The organism is Sphingobium sp. B8D3A, assembly GCF_025961995.1.
In the GTDB taxonomy this organism is placed as follows: Bacteria; Pseudomonadota; Alphaproteobacteria; order Sphingomonadales; family Sphingomonadaceae; genus Sphingobium.
On sequence record NZ_JAOQOS010000001.1, the window covers coordinates 535,366 to 556,314 of the forward strand.

Below are 20,949 nucleotides of genomic sequence, written 5' to 3' on the forward strand. Positions count from 1 at the left end.
CGCGCGGGGCGTTGCCGAGAGTTGCTTTTTGATGCCTCCCCCGTTGCCGATCCGGCCATGGGCGGCACCGCGCGGCCGTGCTTGGCTACGCCTTTTGGTTGCGGGAGTGCGCAGATATGGCGGGCATGATGATCATCGGCGGCACGCGCGGACTGGGCGGCACGATTGCAGGGGAATTTGCGCGGGCTGGACATCAGGTGGCGCTGGCGGATGAAGGAGCGGCGCCTGACGGTGTCTATCCCTACGTCGCCATCGACCTCGCCCACCCTGAGGCTCCAGTCTACGCCGTCGCGCAAGCGCTCACCCACCTCCCCACGCTCGATGCGCTGGTGATCGCCGCCAGCGCCATGGAGAGTGCCCCCATCGAACGCTGGACCGGAGCGATGTGGGACCGGGCGGCAGCGATCAACCTGCGCCTGCCTTTCCTCGCGGTGCAGGCGGCGCTTTCGGCGCTGCGCGAATCGGCCAATGCGAGCATCACCCTGCTCTCATCCACTGCGACACTGCGCGGGCAACCCTTCACCCATGGCTATCAGGCAACCAAGGCCGGTGTTGCGGGGCTGGTGCGCAGCCTCGCTGCCGAACTGGGGCCGGACGGCATCCGCGTGAATGCGGTGTTGCCAGGCTGGCTCGATACGCCGCTGACTGACGCATACTGGACCACGCGGGAAAATGCCGCGGATGAGCGCGCGCAGATCGAGGCGCGCATTCCGCTGCGGCGGCATGGTTCAGCGCAGGAGGCTGCGGCGCTGGTCTGCTTCCTCGCGTCACCCGCCGCCAGCTATCTCACCGGGGCCATCCTGCCGGTGGACGGCGGCGACACGGCGGTCTGATCAAGCCGCCGACGCGGCCGCTTTGGGCGCCGTCGGCACGCGGGGCAACGCAATGAAGCAGACCAGCAGGCCGACGATCGCGACGCCGACATAGCCTGACCAGTGCGTCAGCGCGAAATAGACGGTGGGGGTGAGGAACGAGGCCAGCGACACGAACTGGTTGACCGAACCTGCCACTGTACCGCCGCCGACCGTTCCGGTCGCGAGCGCCGGCATAGTCGCCATGCAGATTCCGGTGGCGGCGCCATAAGTAAACAGCCAAGCCATCAATCCCGCAATGGCGATGATCATCGGGCTGGACGGCAGGAACAAAGCGATCTGCGCAACGATGCCGATGACCACGACGATGCCGAGCAGCCGCCGCATCGGGAAATCCCGGGAGAGCAGCGCACCGGTAATCGTGCCGCCGAGCAGCACCGCGGCGATCTTGGCAATGGCCACGATGCTCGCAGACGCGGCGAGCGAGACGCCATGCACCTTTGCCAGATAGGTTGGCGCGGCAAGGCTGGTGCCGTAGGAGATCATCGCCGGCATCGCCATGGCAAAGCCGAGCATCAGGATCGGCGGACGGCGCAGGCCGGCAAACAGGGCAGCCAGCTTCTCACGCCCATTCTGCCCTTCCTTGCGGATTGCCGCGACATGCGGGAGGATGAAGGCCAGCGCCGCGCATCCGAGCATGATCGCGCCGTGGAAGGCAATCGCGAGCCGCCAGCTGTCACTGGTGGTGAAGGGTGCGGCCATCAGCAGGCCGAGCGAAAAGCCGGTCGGCGCATAAGTAGACCACAAGGTGAGTGCGCGGGTGCGCGAGCCGCCCTCCAGCGAGCCCATCAGCATTGCCGCGCCGCCGTTCAGGATGCCGAGATAGCCCACGCCCGCCATCAGCACGCCCAGGTTGAACAGCCAGATATCCTGCGCGAACCACAGGATCACGTCCGCCAGCACGAAGACCGGCGAGGTTAGCAGCAGCACCAGGCGCGGCCCAAGGCGATCGACAATGCCGCCGCCAACCGTCGCCACGATCGTCGCGGGCAGGGAGAAGAGCGCAATGGTGAGGCCAATCGCGGCAGCGGGCGCATCCATCGCCTCGGTAATGCGCAGCGCCAGCGGAGAGAGAATGCCGACCAGCGCCATGCTCATCAGGCCGATGAGATAGACCAGCGCTATGGTGCTCCAGTTTCCTTGCGTTCGTGGCGGCAGCATCGGCAGTTCCTCATCATGCGGCCGGACGAGCGCTCCGGCATGAGGAGGCAGGATAAGGAGACGCCCGGTGCCCACAAGCGGGGTTCGCAATCTGCACCGAGGTGTTCACATTTTTTGGCGGGCTGCGGCTTGGCCGGTGAATGGGAGGAGACGGGCGGATGCCGCCTCATTAGAAGTATGGCGGGAGACCCGCCTATCCAGAAACGACGGCATTGCTGACGTTCGTCATTTCCGCGATGGTATTCCGATGAAGCAGAGCGCAGATGCAAAACTTGTGGCGGAAGCAGTCGCACACAGCGTTGGCAACCGCCGCGAGGTCGAAGCGAGCAAATACGCTGGCTGCTTCTCCTGCTGCGCGACATTTGATGTAAGCGAAGTCCGTGAATGGCTTGATGAATGGACTGTTCCCGAGAAGCAGAATCGAGTGAGGCGTTGGACGGCCAGATGCCCCCGATGTAGCGCCCCGACCATCATCGGCAGTTCTAGCGGGCTTTTAGATGACCAAGGTTACCTGCCCATTTTGCATCATGTTATCAAGCATCAGCCGACGGTTCGGTGAGGTCCTTTAACCATCTCAAACTTGCCGGGCGCCGCCCCCCATGAACGCTTAAAAGGGGGCTGATCGGACACGGCAAACATAGTGACGGCATTCCGGGGGCCTGAGTAGCGGCTGAGCCTGTCGAAGCGAGGTATCAAAGGACCAGCCCCTGCTCTGCGATGCTTCGATACGCGCCTGCGCCGATACTCGGACTCTACTCGGCACGGACGGTGAAGATCGGCAAAGACCATTCCTGCGGGAACTCAGCTGTTTCCGCCTTTTGGTTTGTTTCGCAAACCCGGACGTGCATTGCGAGGAACGCTTTTCAGGCGACCTGTTTCACGCATAGACGGCAGGGATGCCGTCCCGTGATCCGCTTCCCCTCAAAACAAATCGAAATACTCGCGATGTTCCCAGTCCGTCACGGTCTGGTTGTAGCGGGCGACTTCGGCGCGTTTGATGAGGAGGAAGTGGTCGACGAAATCATTGCCGAAGGCGGCGCGCAGGAGGGGGTCTGTGTCCAGCCGGTCGAGCGCGGCGTCGAGCGTGTGGGGGAGTTTTTCGACCTGCGCAGCATAGGGTGAGTCCACCGGCGGGGGCAGGTCCATGCCGCCCTCGATTCCGGCAAGGCCGGTGACCATTTGAGAGGCGAGGTAGAGATAGGGATTGGCGGCCGGCTCGCCCACGCGGTTCTCGATACGGCGCAGCTTGGCGGCGCCTCTGGCGAGCACGCGCAGCATGGCGCCGCGATTGTCCTCCGCCCAGGCCACGCGGTCGGGCGCGAGGCTGTTGGGCCGGTAGCGCTTGTAGCCATTGATGGTGGGCGTGGAGAAGGGCGCGGCCCCCGCTGCGCCGGCGAGCAGTCCGGCGAGGAATTGCTGGCCAACGCCGGAAAGGCCATCCGACCCGTCCGAGGGCGCGAAAGCGTTCTCGCCGGTGCGGATATTGCGCAAGGATTGGTGGAGATGCCAGCCGCTCGCCATCGCCTCGGGCAATTGGGGGCGACACATGAAGCTGACATGATAGCCATGGCGCCGGGCGATCTGCTTGGCGGCGCTGCGGAAAAGAATCATGTCGTCCGCCGGGCCAATGCCGGTGCCCGCCTTGAAGACGAACTCGCATTGGCTGGGGCCGAACTCCACTTCCAGCGAATGCAGCGGCAGGCCGAGCGCGAGGCAGTTTTCGCGCAGGATCTCGACGATTGGCTCGACCTGATCGTAACGCTGCTCGGTGAGATACGCATAGCCCTGATGGAGCAATGAGACCTGCGGGGGGCGGCCGGGCTGGCCGGCATCACCCAGCGCGAGCGCCGCGTCTTCCAGCCGGGTGAGGTAGAATTCCACTTCGAGCCCGCTCACATATTCAAAGCCGCGCGCCGCCAGCCGGTCCACCGCCGCGCGGGCAAGCCGGCGGGTGGAGGCGACGACCGGGCGACCATCATGATGATAGAGATCGCACAGCATCCAGCCGGTGCCGGGTGCCCAGGGCAGAACGCGGAAGGTGGCCGGATCGGGCACCATGATGACATCGCCGCCGCCCTGCAGATCGGCATCGCCAATCCCGGCGCCGGCCGCGAAAACCGGCACCACTGTACGGTGCGATGTATCCTTGAGCAGCAGCGTCGAGGTGATCGCGCAGCCATCCTCGAATGCGCCCGCGAGGGAGTCGGCCAGCAACGTCTTGCCGCGCGTGATCCCGTGCATATCCGCAAAGACGAGGCGGACGGTATTGATCCCGTCAGCCTCGATGCGCTTAAGGACATCGGCGGCCTGGCGACGGGCTTCGTTGCTCCACAGGCCATGGGTGGCGATGAAGTCGCTCATTCTGCGGAAACAGGAGTCGGCTGGGAGGCCCAGGGTGCGGCATCGCGGCGGCGGCGGTCCACCTCACGCCAGTAGGCCTCAAGGTCCGCACCGGCGGGCGCGACGCCATCCACGGTGCCCGGATCACGCACCTGCTGCGCTTCCTCCGCTGTCAGATCGAGCAGGGGGCGCTCGCCCTTCTGCAGCTTGCCGATCTCGCGGATGAGCATGGTGCGATAGGCGACGATGCCCTTGTCCGTGGTGCCGAGATGCTCGCGGGTGCGATCCTGGATGCGGCCCATGGACTCCACCGCCCACTGGTCGTGCACGTTGATGTCCTCGCCCATGCCCGTATAGGTGCGGCTGCGCTGCTCCACCACGTCATAGCCATAATCATTCTGGCGATTGAGGCGCGGCTTGTAGTCCGGCAGCTCGTAGAGCGTGAGCCGCTGGCGGCGCATCTCTTCCTTGTCCACTGCATCGGTAAAGCTGGTGAAGGCCGCGTACCAATAGCAGCTCACATCATCGATCGGCACATGCCATTGCGTGATCGTCATCGTCTCGGAAAGCGGGATGACGAAGGCCTGCGGGAAGAACAGGTTGGTGATGCGCACATGCGTCTTGCCCTCAGGCAGCGAGCGCAAGGCGGTGAGACGGAAGCCAATGTCCGTCTTGGTGATCGTGATGTCCGGGTTTTCGAACTCGCGCAGCACCTGGATCATGGTGAGGTCGCTGTCTGCCGAGCGGCCGCGGAACTGCTTGCCATAAGCGTCCGCCTCCTCATCCTCGAAGAAGCGGTGGAGGAAGCTGGCATGGGCCGGATCGACGCCGACTTCCAGCGCCTGCAGCCAGTTGCAATCGAGATAGCCCTTGAAGGCGAAGACATGGCTGTCCGGCGCAGCGAAGCAATCGAGACCGGGGAAGGCCGGCGCCTCGCCCTCGCCCAGAAAGCCGAAGATCATGCCGGCACGCTCGACCACCGGGTAGCTGCGCTGCTTCACACGGCTGCACAGGCTGGAGCCGGCCGGCTCGCCGGGGGTCTGGATGCAATTGCCATCGACATCGAACAGCCAGCCATGGAACAGGCAGCGCAGGCCGCCATCTTCCAGCCGCCCGAAGGCGAGATCGGCGCCGCGATGCGGGCAATCCCGGTCGAGCAGGCCGAGGCGGCCCTGCTCGTCGCGGAACAGCACCATGTCCTGCCCCAGCACCTTTACGGCCTTGGCGGGCCGCGGCCCTTCCAGCTCCTCCAGCAATGCGATGGGCTGCCAGTAGCGGCGCAGGAGTGCGCCGAGCGGCGTACCCTTGCCGCTCAGGGTGATGAGATCATTTTGTGCTGGTGTCATGCTTGGCTTCCCGTGGGTCGTCTGTGCGGTGCTGGTGCCCTGATGACGTCCGTTCTGCCTCAACCGCTCGCGCGCGCGTGTTGCCGACTGGCGCCCGCTGCGTTGCTGGAATCAGAACCCATCAGCGCTTGCCGTGACGGATTTCGAAACATAGGCTCGCGCATCGACCATTCGAACATGCGAGCACATCAATGAGCCAGCCAAAGCGCGACATCCGTACCGTTGCCGTCTTCTGCGGATCCAATCCGGGCCTTGGCGACACTTATGAACGCGCGGCGGCCGAGCTGGGCGCGGCGCTGGCCCGGCGCGGGATCGGCATCGTCTATGGCGGCACGCACAAGGGGCTGATGGGCATCCTGGCCGATGCCGCGCTGGCAGGCGGCGGTCATGTCCATGGCGTGATCAACCAGCGCCTGTTCGATCGCGGGCACCTCCACCCCGATCTCTCGCTGCACGAGATCGTCGAGACGATGCGGGTGCGCAAGGAGCGGATGCTCAGCGTCGCGGATGCCTGTATCGCCCTGCCCGGCGGCATCGGGACGCTGGAGGAGTTCATGGAGGCCTGGACGCTCAACCAGCTTGGCGAGATCGACAAGCCGGTCGGCCTCTACAATGTCGGCGGCTTCCACGAGCCATTCATGACCTTTGTCGACACGATGATCGGGCAGAAATTCCTCCCGCCTGAGCATCGCAACGGCATCGTCGTCGAAGGCGATCCAGACGCGCTGATCGACGCCCTCATCGCCTTCGAAAAGCCCGACGTGCCGAAGTGGCTCTGATCGCCTGAGCGCGATCAGGCCGCGAGCAGGAACACCGCGAAACCGGCGCCCACCGCACCCATCGCCCGCAAGGCCTGTGCGGGAACGCGGCTTCCGATCACCACGCCCAGCGCGTGCAGCGCGGCCGTCGCCCCGATAAAGCCGAACGCGAACGTGGCGACGTCCCCAGCCGGAGCCTCAAGACCATGCGCCATGCCGTGCACAAAGCCGAAAGCACCCGTCACTGCCGCCGCGACAGCCCATGAGGCCTTCAGTCGAAGGGCCAGCGCCAGACCAAGCAGGAGGATGGAGAGCAGAATGCCGCCTTCGGCAAGGCCGGCTGGTTGGCCGAGCAGCGCATAGCCAAAGCCGATCACCATCGCGCCCACGAAGGCGGCAGGTGCGGCCCATTTCGCACGGCCCGCCAACATGCCGCCCCACAGTCCGACCATGACCATCGCGACGAGGTGATCGGCGCCGGTGAGCGGATGCAGCAGGCCCGAGACCAGCGGACTGGCGACCTCATGGCCGGGATGTGCCTGTGCCGCCGCCGGCAGCATCAGCGCGATCATGGCGACGAGCGCCGTTTTGAAATGTCTGATCATCCGTTCAGCCCTCCATGTTCGATGATAAATGCCTCGATCTCCGCGACGCCCTGGCCGGCCCGCACATTGGCGAAGACGAACGGGCGCTGTCCGCGCATCTTGCGCGCATCCCGGTCCATCACCTCAAGGCTGGCACCGACATGGGGCGCGAGATCGATTTTGTTGATCACGAGCAGGTCCGAGCGCGTGATGCCCGGCCCGCCCTTGCGTGGAATCTTGTCGCCCGCCGACACGTCGATGACGTAGATCGTCAGGTCCGCCAGCTCGGGGCTGAAGGTGGCGGCAAGATTGTCACCGCCGCTCTCGATCAGCACCAGTTGCAGGCCCGGGAAGCGCTTTTCCAGCGTGTCCACCGCCGCCAGGTTCATCGAAGCATCCTCGCGGATCGCGGTATGCGGGCAGCCCCCGGTCTCGACGCCCAGAATGCGTTCAGGCTCCAGCGAGCCGGCGCGGGTGAGGAACTCGGCATCCTCGCGCGTGTAGATGTCGTTGGTGATGGCGGCGATCCGATAGCGCTCGCGCAGCGATTTGCAGAGCGCGTCCATCAGCGCCGTCTTGCCCGAGCCAACCGGCCCGCCAATGCCGACGCGCAGGGCGCCGGTGGTCTGCGCCTGCATGGCGCCATCCTGTTCCATTGTCGTCATGTCCTGAACAGCCTCGTATATTGGGTTTCATGCGCCATGCAGCCGATCTCGGCGACGAGCGTGCAGCCGCGCAGGGCGAGGAAGGGATCGCCGTCGGGCAGCGCCATCACCTCCGCTGCCAGCGCACGGATCGGCTCGCGCAGGGCAAGCAGGGCCTGCTGGCCATCGGTCTGACCGAGCGGCACGAGCCGCTGGGCGGCGGAAACGAGATTGGCGACGCAGCCATGGAGATAGGCCACAAGACCATGTCGCTCCGATATGCCCTGGCAGCCGAACAAACAGCCCGCCGCTACCGGATAGGCGAGCGCGCCATCCGGCACATGGGCGATCAGCGATGCAAAGGCGGAAGGCTGCGTCGACTGAAGCGCGATGCGGCGAAAGGCCGCACCTTGCGCCGTGGTTTCCAGATGGCGCTCGAAGCCGCTCTGGGCGGCAACCGCCAGTTCGGCCACCTCGGTCAGCCGCGCTGCATCGCTGGCCTGCGCGGCGCGAAGGGCGTGGAGGAAAAACGCCGCCTCGTTGAACAGCGGGCCATGCTCCAGCAAGTCGCCGATCCACGCGACGGTGGTGTCGCGGCTGATGACATGCCCCGCCTCAACCGCCCACTCGATGCCGCCCGAATGCGCAAAGGCGCCGATGGGCCAGGCGGGCGACATCCAGCTCAGCAGATCGAAGAGCGCACCGTCATCCATGGCTGTGATGATGGTGATGGTCGTGGTGGTGATCCCCGTGACTGTGATGATCGCGACCGTGATCGTGGGCGTGAGCATGGCCGGGCGCACCCTCATAGGCGCCACCTTCGGGATCGAACGCGGCTTCGACCGCCTGGCACGTGCCACCCAGCCCCTCGACCATATGGGCGATGACATGATCCTCGCGGATCAGCAGCCGTTCGCCATCGAGCTGGGTCGGCAGATGGCGGTTGCCCAGATGCCAGGCGATGCGCACCAGCGCGGGGAGGTCCGGGGCGGTGATGGCGGTGAGTCGCTCGGGCAGCGCCTCGACGGCGACAAGCGTGCCATCGTCCAGCAGCAGCCCATCGCCATGGCGCAGATGGACGACATTGGGCTGATCGAGCAGGATCGCGCGGCCGGCCTGCGTACGATAGACGATGCGGCGGCGGCGGCGCTGGTCATGATCGAGCAGCACCGTGTCGGTGGCGTCATGGCTGTGGCCGGGCTGGATGGCGGTGATACGGAGCATATTGCGTCCCGACCCTTTCAATAGAGGAAGTAGCGTTGGGCGAGGGGCAACTCGTACGCAGGCTCGCAGGCCAGCAATTCGCCATCCGCCCGTACCTCATAGGTCTCGGGATTGACCTCGATATGCGGCAGCGCGTCGTTGAGCTTCATGTCGCGCTTGCCGATGCTGCGGGTGGCGCGCACCGCGCTGAGCGTCCGCGAGAGACCGAGGCGTGCGGCAGGATCGGTGTCCAGTGCGGCGGCGCTCACGAAGGTGATGCAACTCGCCGCCATGGCGCGGCCATAGCTGCCGAACATCGGCCGGGCATGAACGGGCTGCGGCGTCGGGATCGACGCATTGGCATCACCCATCATCGCATGGACGATCATGCCGCCCTTGATCACCAGCTCCGGCTTGGCGCCAAAGAACGCCGGATGCCACAGCACCAAATCGGCCAGCTTGCCGACCTCGACCGAGCCGACCTCATGCGCGAGGCCCTGCGCCAGCGCGGGGTTGATGGTGTATTTGGCGACATAGCGCTTCGCCCGTGCGTTGTCCGCCTGTGCATCGTCGCCGGTAAGCGGACCGCGCTGGCGTTTCATCTTGTGCGCGGTCTGCCAGGTGCGGGTAATGACCTCGCCCACGCGGCCCATTGCCTGACTGTCTGACGAGATGATCGAAAGCGCGCCGAGATCATGCAGGATGTCCTCGGCCGCAATCGTCTCCTTGCGAATCCGGCTCTCGGCAAAGGCGAGGTCCTCCGGGATCGACGGATCGAGATGATGGCACACCATCAGCATGTCGAGATGCTCGTCGATGGTGTTGACCGTGAAGGGCATGGTCGGGTTCGTTGACGACGGGATCACATGCGCCAGCCCGGCGAGGCGGATGATGTCCGGGGCGTGGCCGCCGCCTGCACCCTCGGTGTGGAAGGCGTGGATCGTGCGCCCGGCGAAGGCGGCGATCGTATCCTCCACGAAACCGCTCTCGTTAAGCGTGTCGGTGTGAATCATCACCTGAATGTCCATCGCATCGGCGACGCTCAGGCAGCAGTCGATGGCCGCAGGCGTGGTGCCCCAGTCCTCATGCAGCTTCAGTGCGCAGGCGCCGGCGCGGATCTGCTCAATGAGGCCATCGGGCTGGCTGGCATTGCCCTTGCCGGCAAAGCCGAGGTTCACCGGCAAGCCCTCGGCGGCCATCAGCATCCGCTCGATATGCCAGGGGCCGGGGGTGCAGGTGGTGGCGTTTGTGCCGGTCGCCGGGCCGGTGCCGCCGCCGATCATGGTGGTGACGCCGCTGGCGATAGCCTCCTCCACCTGCTGCGGGCAGATGAAGTGAATATGGGCATCGACGCCGCCAGCGGTGAGGATCTTGCCCTCACCTGCAATGATCTCCGTGCCAGGGCCGATGACGATATCGACGCCCGGCTGGATGTCCGGATTGCCGGCCTTGCCTATGGCGGCGATGCGCCCATCACGCAGCGCGATGTCCGCCTTGTAGATGCCGGTCCAGTCCAGCACCACGGCATTGGTGATGACGGTATCGGCCGCCCCGGAAGCGCGGGTGACCTGGCTCTGGCCCATGCCATCGCGGATGACCTTGCCGCCGCCGAACTTTACCTCCTCGCCATAGTCGGTGAGGTCGTGTTCGATGCGGATGACAAGATCGGTATCGGCGAGGCGCAGGCGGTCGCCGGTGGTGGGGCCATACATGTCGGCATAGGCCGCGCGGGTCATGCGATATGCCATCAGTCCAGTGCTCCCATCACGTCCTGCCGAAAGCCGATGACCGTGCGCGCGCCGGCCACCGGCACCAGATCGACCTCGCGGCTCTGCCCGGGCTCGAAGCGCACCGCCGTGCCAGAGGGAATATCCAGCCGGTGCCCGCGCGCGGCAGCACGGTCGAAATCGAGCGCCGGATTGGTCTCGGCAAAATGATAATGGCTGCCGACCTGCACCGGCCGGTCGCCGGTGTTGGCGACGGTCAGGCGCAGCACGGGACGACCGGCATTCAGCTCCAATTCGCCATCGGCGGGGAGAAGTTCGCCGGGAATCATCTCGGCCGGCGCGCGGGGGTGGGCTGGGGCGTCAGCGGATCGGGTCATGGACTGTCACCAGTTTCGTGCCATCGGGAAAGGTCGCCTCGATCTGCACATCGGGTATCATCTCGGCGATGCCCGGCATGACCTGCTCGCGGGTGAGCACATGCGCGCCGGCTTCCATGAGATCGGCGACGCTGCGCCCGTCGCGCGCGCCTTCCAGCACGAAGTCGCTGATCAGGGCGATGGCCTCCGGGTAATTCAGCTTCACCCCGCGCTCCAGCCGCCGTCGCGCCACCATGGCTGCGACGGAGAGCAGCAGCTTGTCCTTCTCTCTGGGTGTCAATTGCATCTCAGCACCTCCACAGACCGGGCAGATCGGGCCGGCCCCGCAGCAATTTGAACGATGCCGCCAGACAGCGACGCAGCGCCGGTGGATCCCGAGCGAGCAGTCGGACGGCAAGGATGCCGTTCCACAGGCTCGCGCCGGCCAGCACATCGAGATGATCCTCAAGCATGGCGCGCACCGCATCGAGGCGGGTGACCGCATCGCCGCCAATGGCCAGAAGCACCGCGCTGGCACGGGCGCCGTCGCCCAGCGCCGGGCGACCGAGCTGGGCAGCCGGCGCCTCGCCGAGGGCCAGCACATCGGCATAGAGGAGTTTACCGCCGCGGCGGACCCGAACGCGATCGAGCAGCTGGCCCGTCGAGCACTGCTCGCCCCGCGCAACACGCCCGAACACGACGGATTCGCACCAGAGCAGGGCTGAATCCTCCTCCAGTACGATCTGGGTGTCGCGCTCCAGCCGGGCGCCATCGAACAGGATGGTTTCCTGCGGCAGCCACTCTGCGCTGGCGCGGGGACCGACATGAAGGCGCGTGGCAACGGTGCAGGCGGAGCCGGTGCTGCCATAGACCTTCTCGGCGGCCTGCGTGGTCAGCAGCGATGCGGTATCCTCGGCCCACGCCACGCGCTGGTCGATGCTGTCTCCGCCGCACAGGCCGCCGGATGTGTTAATGACGACCGCCTCGACGGCAGGGCCGCGCGGCACGCGCACGCGCAGGCAGCCGCCCTCCTGCCGGTGGCGCAACACCGTCTTGCCGGCGCGTTGCTCGAAGCGCAGCGAAAGCGTCCCATGGCTACGAAGGTAGGAGGGGACGGCCTGCAGCACCGTCAGACTGCCGTATCGATCCAGACGGACTTGAGCTGGAAATGCTCCTCGACATGCTGGCGGCCATATTCCCGGCCCTGTCCGCTCGCCTTGACGCCCCCGGAGGGCACGGCAGGATCAATGCGGTTATAGCAGTTCACCCACACCGAGCCGGCCTTGAGCGCGCGCGACAGGCGATGCGCACGGCCGACGCTGCTCGTCCACACGCCCGCGCCAAGGCCGAATTGCGTGGCATTGGCGCGGGCGATGACCTCATGCTCGCTATCGAAGGGGAGCGTGGCAAGGATGGGGCCGAAAATCTCCTCCCGCACCGCGCGCATCTCGTCATGCGCATCGACCAGCACCGTGGGTGGGAAGAAAAAGCCCTGATCATAATCCGCGCCGGAGAGTCGCGCGCCGCCGGACAGAGCCTGCGCGCCCTCGGCCAGCGCATCCTCCATATGCGTAGAAACCCGACTTAGCTGCCGCGCCGACACGAGCGGGCCGAGATCGGTCTGCGGATCGAGGCCATTGCCGATCTTGAGATCGGCCGCGATGCGCGCGACCTCGGCGGCGAACGCGCGATGCACTGGGCGCTCGACGAACAGCCTTGTGCCGGCGCTGCACACCTGGCCGGAATTGGCAAAGGCGGCACCGACTGCGGCCCGCGCTGCGGCTTCGAGATTGGCATCGGCAAAGACGATGTTGGGCGACTTGCCCCCCAGCTCCAGCGACAGGCGCTTGAGATTGCCGGCAGAGGCGCGAATGATCTGCTGGCCGGTTTCGACCGAGCCGGTAAAGGCGATCTTGTCGACGCCCGGATGGGTGGCGAGGGCGGCGCCGGCCTCCGTGCCGAAGCCCGTGACCACATTGAACACGCCATCCGGAACGCCGGCTTCCAGCGCGAGCTTGGCAAGGCGCAGCGGCGCGAGGCTGGCATCTTCGGCCGGCTTGAGAACCAGCGTGCAGCCACTCGCGAGCACTGGACCAAGCTTGAGCACGGAAGCCCAGAGCGGGCCGTTCCAGGGGATGATCGCGCCGCAAACCCCGACCGGCTCCTTGACGGTACAGGCGAACAAGCCGGGATCGGAGGGGGCGTTGGTTGTCCCTTCGATCGAACGGGCAATGCCGGCGAAATAGCGCAGCAGATCGACGAGCATCGCTACCGATCCGCGCGTGTGACGGATGGGAGACCCCATTTCCAGCGTGTCGAGCCGCGCGAAATGCTCGGCGTCGCGCTCAAGCAGGTCGGCGAGGCGCATCAATAACGCCTGTCGGCCGGCGGGAGAGAAGCGCGACCATGGCCCCTGCTCGAACGCCGCGCGCGCAGCGGCGACAGCGCGGTCGACATCCTGCGCCGTACCGCGCGCGATATGAGCCAGCAGGCTGCCGTCGGCGGGGTTGATCGTCTCGAACGTCTCGCCGCCGCTCGCTTCCGTCCACTGGCCGTCGATCAGGAGCTTTTCGATGCGCGGCGCCATGCGATCAGCCCCTCACCCGGAAGCTGACGGATTGGGCGCCTTCCCACAAGACGGTGCGGCCGAGTTCGGGCAGATGCTCAAGTCCTTCGATGATCGTGAGGAAATGGATGCCCGCCAGCGGCCCCAGCTTGCTGGCAAAGGCCACCCCGCCATAAGCGAGCAGGATCTCGCATTCGCTGTAGCCGCCGGGGTAGAAGATGAACTGGCCCGGCGCCGGATAGCGCGTCGGGTTCTCCCAGGGCAGATCGTATGTGGCATCGCCAAGCGGAATCCATACGCCCTCACCGCTCCAGCGGACGTGAATAAGCTTTTCGTCATAAGGCAGCATTGCCTTGAAGCGCGCGGCGGTCACGGGCGCCAGTTCTTCTTCCAGCTTGGCGACGAAGCTGAACGGGCCGGCGGTAATGTCGATCAGGGTCATGGGGTGTTCCATCAAAATCAGGCTGCGGCATGAAGCCGGGCGAAGCCGCGCTCGAGATCGGCGATGAGATCCTCGACCGCCTCTAGCCCGACATGGATGCGCACGGCCGGGCCAGGCGCGGACCACTCGGTCGCCGAGCGCAGCGTGTTGGGATAGGTCGGCACCACGAGGCTCTCATAGCCGCCCCAGGAATAGCCCAGCTTGAAGAGATCCATATGATCCATGAAAGCCGCGAACTGTGCCTCGCTGCATGCTTCCAGGACGAAGCCGAACAGACCCGAAGCGCCGTCATAGTCGCGTTTCCAGATCGCATGACCGGGATCATCCGGGAGCGCGGGATGCATCACCCGGTGAACCTCCGGCCGAGCCTGCAGCCATTGCGCGATAGCAAGACCGGAGGCGTGATGCTGCTTCATCCGCAGTGGCAGGGTGCGCAGACCGCGCATCGCCATGTAGATATCGTCCGGCCCGCCGCAATAGCCCGAGGCCGAAGCCGTTTTCTTGACCGGAATGAAGGCTGCTTCGGTCGTCACCGCAATGCCGAGCATCAGATCGGAATGGCCGGAAATATATTTGGTCGCGGCGTTGATGGACACGTCCACGCCATGTTCGAGCGGCCGGAAATTGATCGGCGATCCCCACGTGTTGTCGAAGATCGTCCAGATGCCGCCCGCACGGCATTCTCTGGTAATGGCGGGCACATCCGTCATCTCGAAGGTGAGCGAGCCGGGGCTTTCCATATAGACGACGCGGGTGTTAGGCTGGAAGAGATCGACAATGCCGGCGCCGACGTCGGGACGGTAATAGGTCACCTCGACCCCGAACTTGCGCAGAAAGCTTTCGCAGAAATCGCGTGCCGGGCCGTAGAGGCTGTCCACGATCAGCAGATGATCTCCAGCGGAGAGGAAGGCCGTGAGCGAAGCACAGATCGCGCCGAGGCCGCAACTCGTCGTGATGCCGCGATAGCCACCTTCCAGCAGGGTGATCGCATCCTCGAAGGCGCGTGTGGTCGCGGTGCCTTCGCGTCCGTAGGTGAAGCCCTCGAACGCGCCCGAAGCCCGGTCCCGCCGCGTTTCCAGCAGCGCATCCACGGACTCGAACAGGACCGTCGAGCAGTGGTAGACCGGCGGATTGACGACGCCAAAATTGGCTTCCGGATGGCGCCCGGCGTGCAGTGCCTGCGTATCGCGATGGAAGCCCTTGAGATCGGCCATGCTCTTGCTTTCCCCTTTAGATGACGGTGCCGGCATCCACGACGATGTCCTGCCCGGTGATCATGTTGCCTGCCGGCCCGACAAGATGGAAGAGCGCCGCTGCGACATCTTCCTCGGTGACGAGACGGCCCAGCACCGTGGTGGCGAGGAAGCGCTTGAGCGGCGCGTCCTCCGGCTCGCCATTGCGCTGCGCGGATTCACGGAACATGCGCGACAGGCGCTCGCCCTCCACGCCGCCCGGAGAGATGAGGTTGACCCGCACGCCATAAGGCGCGGCATCGAGCGCGGCGGATTTGACGAGGCCCCGCAGGGCCCATTTGGACGCCGAATATATGGCAAAGCCGGCGTTGCCCTTATGGCCATAGGTCCCGCCAATGGCGACCACGCGGCCCTCGCCTCGTTCCACCATGCTGGGCATCACGGCAGCCATGGCATTCATCACGCCCAGCACATTGATATCGAAGCAAGCGCGATAGTCTTCCGGCGTCGCCTCCCACACGGGACGGCGCGGCACGCCCACACCGGCCACGCAGACCAGAAGATCGATGGCGCCGAGTGGTGCGACGGCATCGCGCAAACCGGCTCCGTCGGAGACATCTGCCGCGACGGCCTGTGCGTCGATGCCTTCCGCGGCGAGCGCGGCGACGGCCTTCGCGCCGGTGTCAGGATCGCGACCGACCAGAACCAGCTTTGCACCTTGCCGCCCCAGCGCCCGTGCCAGGCCAAGGCCGAGGCCACGCGTGCCGCCGGTCACCAGCGCGGTCTTTCCGGTCAGATCGGGGGCATTCTTCATGTTAGTCATTCGTGGCATCATCCGCAGGGGGACTTCTTTTACATGCCTACCGCAAATCGGCTGCGCGGGAAGTTGATCATTCGGCGACAGGCCCGTACCTAAAAAGCACCGCTAGCCCCATCCGCGTTGTCCTAAACGAGTCACGGACAGCCATTGGAGTGTTCAGATATGAGCCGTAGCGAAAGAAGCGAGGACGATATTGCAGCAGCAGCTGCCGTGTCGCTGGACGAGATTCCCATCGTGGATTTCGCGCCTTTCCTGTCCGGCGACCCGGCCGCTCGCAAGGCTGTCGCCGAAGAAATCGCCTTTGCCTGCGAGAATATCGGCTTCTTCTATCTGACTGGCCATGGGGTCCCGCAGGCGGTGATCGACGCCGTGTTCAAAGCTGCTGCGGATTTCTTCGCCAAGCCCATGGCGGAGCGGGCTGAGGCATTCGCCACACCGGACTGGTATCGCGGTTACATTCCCATGCCCCCGCAACAGCCGCTCTCTCGCAACACCCGCATGTTCGAGCAATATCGGATGCAGCATGAGTGGCCGGCCGATCCGGACGACATGGAGCATGCGCGCATCTTCGATCAAATCAATCGCTGGCCCGCTGACATGCCGGAGTTCCAGGCGGCGGGTGAGGCCTATCTCGATGCCATGGTGACCCTTGGCCGCGAGTTGTTGCGTGCCTTTGCGATCGGTCTGGGTCTGGACGAGCATCGGTTCGATGGCTGGTTCAAGCATCCACCCTCGCAGTTGAGCATGAACTATTATCCGGTGTTGCCGAACGCGGCGGACAGCGACGTGTCAAACATGATTTCGCACACCGACGAAGGGCCGTTCACGATCCTGGCGCAGGGCGAGGTCGGCGGCCTTGAGGTCAAGCGGCGCGACGGCGCGTGGATTCAGGCGCCGCCCCTGCGCGGCGCGTTCACGATCAATGTGGGCGACATGATGATGTGGTGGTCGAACGGCCGCTTCATTTCCAACTATCACCGTGTGCGCAACCGCACGGATGTGGAGCGCTTTTCTGTGCCCTATTTCGCCAATCCCGACCGCAATGTGACGGTAGCGCCGCTGCCGGAACTCGTTGGCGCAGACGGCCCCAGCTACCAGCCGGTGCGCGTTGCTGATCATCTCGCCCGTTTCTACAGCCAGCTCTCCAAGAATCCCCATGACGTCTATAACTGAGGCTGCCTCCCCCGCCGCTGCGGGGATCGGCGCGAAGATCGGTGCCGATATCGGCGGAACCTTCACCGATGTCGTTCTGGAGGTTGGCGATCGTCGCCATTCGACCAAGCTGCTGACCACCTATGACGCGCCCGAGCGCGCTCTCCTCGACGGGGTGAGCCTGCTGCTGGATGAGGCCGGCATCGGGCCGGCGGACGTCTCGCTGGTCGTTCACGGAACGACGCTGGCGACCAACGCCCTGATCGAACGACGCGGTGTCAAACTTGCGCTGCTGACCACCGACGGGTTCCGCGACGTGCTGGCGCTGGGCACTGAAAGCCGCTTCGACCAATATGATATCGGCATGGAGAAGCCCGATCCGCTGGTGCCGCGCAAGTGGCGGCTCGGCGTGGCGGAGCGGATGGACGCGCTCGGCAACGTGTTGCTGCCGCTCGATGAAGAGGCCGTGCGCGCCGCCGCTACCCAGTTCCGCGCCGAGGGTGTGGAGAGCGTCGCCGTCGCGTTCCTGCACAGCTATGTGAACCCGGCGCACGAGCTGCGCGCGGCGGAAATTCTGCGCGAGGAAATGCCGGGTGTGGCTCTCTCGCTCTCCAGCGAGGTCTCGCCGGAGATGCGCGAATATGAGCGCTTCTCCACCACCACGGCCAATGCCTATGTGCAGCCGCTGGTCGATGCCTATCTGCGCCGGCTGCAAACGCGGTTGACGGAGATGGGCTTTGCCTGCCCGCTCTACCTGATGCTGTCTTCCGGCGGCCTGACCACCGTGGATATCGCCGCGCGGTTTCCCGTGCGGCTGGTGGAGAGCGGCCCGGCGGGCGGCGCAATCTTCGCCGCGTCCGTGGCCAGCGAATGCGGTGAGGACCGCGTGCTGGCACTCGACGTGGGCGGCACGACCGCCAAGATCTGCCTCATCAACGATGGTGCGCCGCAGACATCGCAGGTGTTCGAGGTCGGACGCGCCCACCGCTTCCGCAAGGGAAGCGGCTTGCCGTTGCGCATCCCCGTGGTGGAAATGGTCGAGATCGGTGCCGGCGGTGGATCGATTGCCGCGGTGGACAGCGCCGGGCGCCTGACGGTAGGGCCGCATAGCGCGGGATCGGAGCCCGGCCCGGCCGCTTATGGACGCGGCGGCGAGCGACCGACCGTGACCGACGCGGATATCACGCTCGGCCGCATCGACCCCAGCCGCTTTGCCGGCGGCAAGGTAACGCTGCACCCCGAAAAATCGAACGCCGCGCTGGCCGGGCTCGGTCTGTGGGATGGCAAGGCGGAGACGCTGGCAGTGGGCGTCAGCGAGATTGTCGATGAGACAATGGCGAGCGCAGCGCGTGTCCACGCCGTCGAGCAGGGCATGACGCTGGACGAGCGCACGCTGATCGCCTTCGGCGGCGCTGCGCCGCTCCATGCGGTGAGCTTTGCCGAAAAGCTCGGCATCGGGCGCGTGATCATCCCGTCGGGCGCCGGCGTCGGATCGGCGGTCGGCTTCCTGCGCGCGCCGGTTTCCTATGAGATTGCCCGCAGCCTCACCATGCGGCTCGATCAGGCCGATCTGACCCGCCTCAATGCTCTGCTGGACGAAATGGCCGCCGAAGCGCGCGGCCTCGTCAGCGCCGGCGCGACCGGAGCGGACCAGAGCGAACGCCGCGTCTGCTTCGCCCGTTATCAGGGGCAGGGCTATGAAATCCCGTTCGAGATTCAGGCCCGCCAGCTCGGCGAGGCGGACATCGCCGTCCTCCAAGCTGGCTTCGAGCAGGCTTATCGCGCGCAATATGGCGGCATGGTGCTCGACCTTCCCATCGAAATGCTGACCTGGCGCGTCAATGTGAGCGCGAGCGGCTTCCGCGCGGGAGCATCCGGCACGGCGGTCGCAACCCGCACTGCCACGCCGGTCGGCAGCCGGCGCGTGGTCGATCCCACCACCGGTCAGGCGATGGATTTCGCGCTCTACGCCCGCGAGACGATGCAGGCCGGCGAGCGGTTCTCCGGCCCGGCGCTGGTCGCCGAGCGTGAGACGACCACCGTGGTCTCGCCCCGTTTCGACGGACAGATGGACGAACGCGGCTATCTGGTGCTGACCCGCCGTGAAACAGGAGACGCCCGATGAGCGATGCGCTGACCGAACTGCGGATGCAGGTGATCTGGACGCGGCTGATCTCCATTGTCGAAGAGCAGGCCCAGACGCTGATGCGCACAGCCTTCTCGACCACGGTGCGCGATGCCGGCGATCTTTCCGCCGCGCTGTTCGATCTGGACGGACGACTGGTGGCAGAAGCGGTCACGGGCACACCAGGGCATGTGAACTCCATGGCCGAAGGCGTGCGGCACTTCCTTGCCAAATTCCCGGTCGCGACGATGAAGCAGGGCGACCATTTCATCACCAACGATCCCTGGCTGACGGCGGGACATCTCCACGACGTCACCGTGGTCTCCCCGGCTTTCCATGAGGGGCGGGTCGTTGGCCTGTTCGGCGTGTGCTGCCATCAGGTCGATATCGGCGGCCTTGGGCAGGGGCCGGATGGCCGCTCGATCTACGAGGAAGGCTTGCAGATTCCGTTGATGAAGCTGGCCGACGCGGGGCGTATCAACCAGGATCTCATCGACATTCTCTGCCAGAATGTGCGGATGCCGCTGCAGGTGAAGGGCGACGTGCTCTCCTACATCACTAGCAACGAGGCTGCCGCCCGTCGCCTGAGCGCCATGCTCGGGGAATTCGGCATGGCGGATCTTTCACAGGTCGCGGACTACATCATTGAGCGCTCGCTGGCGGCGACTCGCGCGGAAATCGCCAAGCTGCCGGATGGCCAGTGGTCCAGCACGCTGGTGATCGATGGCTATGATGCGCCGGTGACCATCGTTGGGACGCTCACCATCGATGGTGATACCCTCTCGATGGATTATGAGGGCACGGACGGCTGCCTGCCGCGTGGCATCAACGTCGTGCTGAATTATTGCCGTGCTTACACCGTGTTCGGCCTGCGCTGCGTGATCTCGCCGGAAGTGCCGAACAATTTCGGCGCGCTGGAGCCGTTTGAGGTCACCGCACCGGAAGGCTCCATCCTCAATGTCCAGCGCCCCTGGCCGGTCGCGGCGCGGCATGTCATCGGGCAGATGCTGCCGGATGTGGTGTTCGGTTGCCTCTCGCAGGCCATCCCCGACCGGGTGCCGGCCGAGGGCTCGTCCTGTTTGTGGTCCGTGCAATTGCGAGGTCGGCTGCCGGCGGAAGGCAATGGCCGACAGGGCGATCCATTTGATGCGATCTTCTTCAATTCCGGCGGCTCTGGCGCGCGACCCGGGCAGGATGGCCTCTCTGGCACTGCCTTCCCCAGCGGTGTACGCGCTATGCCGGTCGAGGTGACCGAGAGCGGTGCGCCCATCGTCATCTGGCGCAAGGAATTGCGTACCGATAGCGGCGGGGCCGGCGCGTTGCGCGGCGGCCTGGGGCAGACCGTGGAAGTCGGGATGCGTGATGGCAGCGGCTTCGAAGTACTAGCGATGTTCGAACGGGTCGACCGCCCGGCCAGGGGGCGCGATGGCGGGCATGACGGCGCGGCGGGTACGGTGTCGACCTCCGGCGGCAAAATGATGCGCGCCAAGGGCCTGCAGGCGATACCCGCCGGCGAGCGGCTGGTGCTGCAGATCCCCGGCGGCGCGGGCCTGGGCGACCCAGCCCAGCGCAGGCCGGACAGCGTCCGTGCCGACCTGGATGAAGGCATGATTTCCCGCGAGAGCGCGAAGGCGATCTACGGCCAGGCCCTCTAGTAACG

At 65.6% G+C, this 20,949-nt stretch carries 20 protein-coding genes; 5 read left to right on the forward strand and 15 right to left on the reverse strand.

From position 1 onward, the window contains the following. Nucleotides 1-116: 116 nt before the first annotated feature. Nucleotides 117-833 carry an SDR family NAD(P)-dependent oxidoreductase gene (locus M2342_RS02615; RefSeq protein WP_264577921.1) on the forward strand — a complete coding sequence of 239 codons (717 nt, stop codon included), beginning with the start codon at nucleotides 117-119 and terminating at the stop codon, nucleotides 831-833. On the opposite strand, the gene M2342_RS02620 is transcribed toward M2342_RS02615, so the two are convergent. The 3 genes from M2342_RS02620 to M2342_RS02630 all read right to left on the reverse strand — a co-directional run bounded on the left by M2342_RS02620 (nucleotide 834) and on the right by M2342_RS02630 (nucleotide 5,719). Beyond that, nucleotides 834-2,033 (reverse strand): MFS transporter, encoded by a 1,200-nt coding sequence (locus M2342_RS02620; RefSeq protein ID WP_264577922.1) that lies wholly within the window; start codon nucleotides 2,031-2,033, stop codon nucleotides 834-836. A 921-nt stretch (nucleotides 2,034-2,954) separates the two neighbouring features. Then, nucleotides 2,955-4,394 carry a glutamine synthetase family protein gene (locus tag M2342_RS02625; protein ID WP_264577923.1) on the reverse strand — a complete coding sequence of 480 codons (1,440 nt, stop codon included), beginning with the start codon at nucleotides 4,392-4,394 and terminating at the stop codon, nucleotides 2,955-2,957. Continuing rightward, complete coding sequence (locus tag M2342_RS02630; protein ID WP_264577924.1) at nucleotides 4,391-5,719, reverse strand: aromatic ring-hydroxylating dioxygenase subunit alpha; 1,329 nt, start codon at nucleotides 5,717-5,719, stop codon at nucleotides 4,391-4,393. Before M2342_RS02630 ends, M2342_RS02625 begins: the two co-directional genes overlap by 4 nt. Before the next feature lie 191 nt (nucleotides 5,720-5,910). Between M2342_RS02630 and M2342_RS02635 the strand changes: the two genes are divergently transcribed. After that, on the forward strand, nucleotides 5,911-6,498 hold the full coding sequence (locus M2342_RS02635; protein ID WP_264577925.1) for a TIGR00730 family Rossman fold protein: 588 nt from the start codon (nucleotides 5,911-5,913) through the stop codon (nucleotides 6,496-6,498). A 14-nt stretch (nucleotides 6,499-6,512) separates the two neighbouring features. Here the strand turns inward: M2342_RS02635 and M2342_RS02640 are convergent, their stop codons facing one another. From M2342_RS02640 to M2342_RS02695, 12 genes are read right to left on the reverse strand one after another with little or no spacing between them, the layout of a single operon-like run. Next, nucleotides 6,513-7,082 carry a HupE/UreJ family protein gene (locus tag M2342_RS02640; RefSeq protein WP_264577926.1) on the reverse strand — a complete coding sequence of 190 codons (570 nt, stop codon included), beginning with the start codon at nucleotides 7,080-7,082 and terminating at the stop codon, nucleotides 6,513-6,515. Next, nucleotides 7,079-7,717: an urease accessory protein UreG gene (gene ureG, locus M2342_RS02645; RefSeq protein WP_264572313.1), complete on the reverse strand. Its 639-nt coding sequence runs from the start codon at nucleotides 7,715-7,717 to the stop codon at nucleotides 7,079-7,081. Before ureG ends, M2342_RS02640 begins: the two co-directional genes overlap by 4 nt. A 5-nt stretch (nucleotides 7,718-7,722) precedes the next feature. Continuing rightward, nucleotides 7,723-8,496 carry an urease accessory protein UreF gene (locus M2342_RS02650; RefSeq protein WP_264577927.1) on the reverse strand — a complete coding sequence of 258 codons (774 nt, stop codon included), beginning with the start codon at nucleotides 8,494-8,496 and terminating at the stop codon, nucleotides 7,723-7,725. Next, a complete protein-coding gene (locus M2342_RS02655; RefSeq protein ID WP_264577928.1) occupies nucleotides 8,411-8,929 on the reverse strand; it encodes an urease accessory protein UreE in 519 nt (172 codons plus the stop codon). Before M2342_RS02655 ends, M2342_RS02650 begins: the two co-directional genes overlap by 86 nt. Nucleotides 8,930-8,946: 17 nt before the next feature. Beyond that, entirely contained in the window at nucleotides 8,947-10,656 is a 1,710-nt protein-coding gene (gene ureC, locus M2342_RS02660; RefSeq protein ID WP_264577929.1) for an urease subunit alpha, read from the reverse strand. Beyond that, entirely contained in the window at nucleotides 10,656-10,964 is a 309-nt protein-coding gene (locus tag M2342_RS02665) for an urease subunit beta (RefSeq protein WP_264579972.1), read from the reverse strand. Before M2342_RS02665 ends, ureC begins: the two co-directional genes overlap by 1 nt. A 31-nt stretch (nucleotides 10,965-10,995) precedes the next feature. Then, nucleotides 10,996-11,298 carry an urease subunit gamma gene (locus M2342_RS02670; RefSeq protein WP_181560798.1) on the reverse strand — a complete coding sequence of 101 codons (303 nt, stop codon included), beginning with the start codon at nucleotides 11,296-11,298 and terminating at the stop codon, nucleotides 10,996-10,998. A 1-nt stretch (nucleotide 11,299) separates the two neighbouring features. Then, entirely contained in the window at nucleotides 11,300-12,118 is an 819-nt protein-coding gene (locus M2342_RS02675) for an urease accessory protein UreD (RefSeq protein ID WP_264577930.1), read from the reverse strand. Nucleotides 12,119-12,120: 2 nt separating this feature from the next. After that, on the reverse strand, nucleotides 12,121-13,578 hold the full coding sequence (locus M2342_RS02680; protein WP_264577931.1) for an aldehyde dehydrogenase family protein: 1,458 nt from the start codon (nucleotides 13,576-13,578) through the stop codon (nucleotides 12,121-12,123). A 4-nt stretch (nucleotides 13,579-13,582) separates the two neighbouring features. After that, nucleotides 13,583-13,999, reverse strand: coding sequence for a DUF3830 family protein (locus M2342_RS02685; RefSeq protein ID WP_181560796.1), 417 nt, complete (start codon nucleotides 13,997-13,999; stop codon nucleotides 13,583-13,585). A 17-nt stretch (nucleotides 14,000-14,016) separates the two neighbouring features. Beyond that, nucleotides 14,017-15,213: a cystathionine beta-lyase gene (gene metC / locus M2342_RS02690; protein WP_264577932.1), complete on the reverse strand. Its 1,197-nt coding sequence runs from the start codon at nucleotides 15,211-15,213 to the stop codon at nucleotides 14,017-14,019. A 16-nt stretch (nucleotides 15,214-15,229) separates the two neighbouring features. Next, complete coding sequence (locus tag M2342_RS02695; protein ID WP_264577933.1) at nucleotides 15,230-16,015, reverse strand: SDR family NAD(P)-dependent oxidoreductase; 786 nt, start codon at nucleotides 16,013-16,015, stop codon at nucleotides 15,230-15,232. Between the two features lie 159 nt (nucleotides 16,016-16,174). Here M2342_RS02695 and M2342_RS02700 point away from each other — a divergent pair, with 159 nt between their 5' ends. Genes M2342_RS02700 through M2342_RS02710 form a run of 3 tightly spaced genes read left to right on the forward strand, consistent with a single transcriptional unit; the run spans nucleotide 16,175 to nucleotide 20,944 of the window. Then, entirely contained in the window at nucleotides 16,175-17,185 is a 1,011-nt protein-coding gene (locus tag M2342_RS02700; protein ID WP_264574219.1) for an isopenicillin N synthase family dioxygenase, read from the forward strand. Next, nucleotides 17,169-19,289, forward strand: coding sequence for a hydantoinase/oxoprolinase family protein (locus tag M2342_RS02705; protein ID WP_264577934.1), 2,121 nt, complete (start codon nucleotides 17,169-17,171; stop codon nucleotides 19,287-19,289). Before M2342_RS02700 ends, M2342_RS02705 begins: the two co-directional genes overlap by 17 nt. Next, nucleotides 19,286-20,944 (forward strand): hydantoinase B/oxoprolinase family protein, encoded by a 1,659-nt coding sequence (locus M2342_RS02710; protein WP_264577935.1) that lies wholly within the window; start codon nucleotides 19,286-19,288, stop codon nucleotides 20,942-20,944. The genes M2342_RS02705 and M2342_RS02710 overlap by 4 nt, the downstream gene beginning before the upstream one ends. The last annotated feature ends 5 nt before the right edge of the window (nucleotides 20,945-20,949 follow it).